At 40.8% G+C, this 1,104-nt stretch carries 2 protein-coding genes; both read left to right on the top strand.

Going from position 1 to position 1,104, the window contains the following annotated elements:
- Nucleotides 1-64 precede the first annotated feature (64 nt).
- Entirely contained in the window at nt 65-370 is a 306-nt protein-coding gene (locus D7V32_RS16985) for a transposase (protein ID WP_171407700.1), read from the top strand.
- On the top strand, nt 367-1,104 hold a 738-nt coding region (locus tag D7V32_RS16980; RefSeq protein WP_171407699.1), incomplete at its 3' end, for an IS3 family transposase. The genes D7V32_RS16985 and D7V32_RS16980, both read left to right, overlap by 4 nt.

The raw sequence follows: 1,104 nt of genomic DNA, 5'->3' as shown, positions 1-1,104 counted from the left end.
TGTAATGGTTTAATAAAGTTGGACACCAATTTAGGTGATAATGTATTCACCAAAGAGGTGTTCTATGAAACCGAGACGTACATTTACTCCAGAATTCAAACTCAAAGCAGCAAGCCTTGTACTTGACCAAGGTTATTCAATTTTGCAGGCCTGTCGTGCTTTAGATGTTGGACAGACAGCGCTGAGACGTTGGGTGGATCAACTTCAACTTGAACGAACAGGCCAAGCACCAACAACACCTGCTTTAACGGCTGAACAAAGGGAAATACAGAAACTTAAAGCCCGGATTCATGAACTCGAACAGGAGAAGATAATCCTAAAAAAGGCTACAGCTCTCTTAATGTCAGACGAATTCAAACATATACGTTGATTGATCAATTAAGAAAGCTCAGTCCTGTTAAATTACTTTGTCGTGCCTTTGGCGTACTTCGTTCAAGTTACTACCATTACCGATCAGCAAGCAAAATGGCGAATCCAGATCGCACCAAGCTTAAAGTGATGATTAAAAGTCTCTTTAAACAGAGTCGTTGTTCTCTTGGTAGTCGAGGAATTCGATCTATGTTGTTGAATCAAGGTATTCAGGTAGGGCGTTATTTGGTACGTAAGTTAATGCGCGAATCAGGTCTGGTTTCTAAACAGCGTAAGAAGCACAAGTATCAAAGCAATACGAGTGACATTATTCTTATCCCCAATACGTTAAATCGGCAATTTAAGCCTGTTCAGCCGAATAATGTTTGGAGCAGTGATATTACCTATATTTGGACGGGCAAAGCATGGGCTTACCTTGCAGTCGTTCTTGATTTATATGCACGTCGAGTGATTGGCTGGTCTATATCAGCACAAGCAGATCAACATTTAGTGATAAAAGCATTAGATGAGGCATGGTATCGCCGCGGAAAACCTACTGGAGTGATCTTCCACTCAGATCAAGGCAGCCAATATAAAAGCCATCTGATTCAACAGAGGTTGAAACATTATGATATGCAACAAAGTATGAGTCGCAAAGGGAACTGCTGGGATAACGCTCCAACAGAACGACTCTTTAGAAGTCTTAAGACTGAATGGATTCCTAAACTTGGATACCATTCAATTGAAGATGCAAAA

This window comes from Acinetobacter tianfuensis (genome assembly GCF_003611465.1).
In the GTDB taxonomy this organism is placed as follows: Bacteria; Pseudomonadota; Gammaproteobacteria; order Pseudomonadales; family Moraxellaceae; genus Acinetobacter; species Acinetobacter tianfuensis.
Note: the sequence above shows the minus strand (reverse complement) of the source record. Positions and strands in the feature narration are given on the sequence as shown.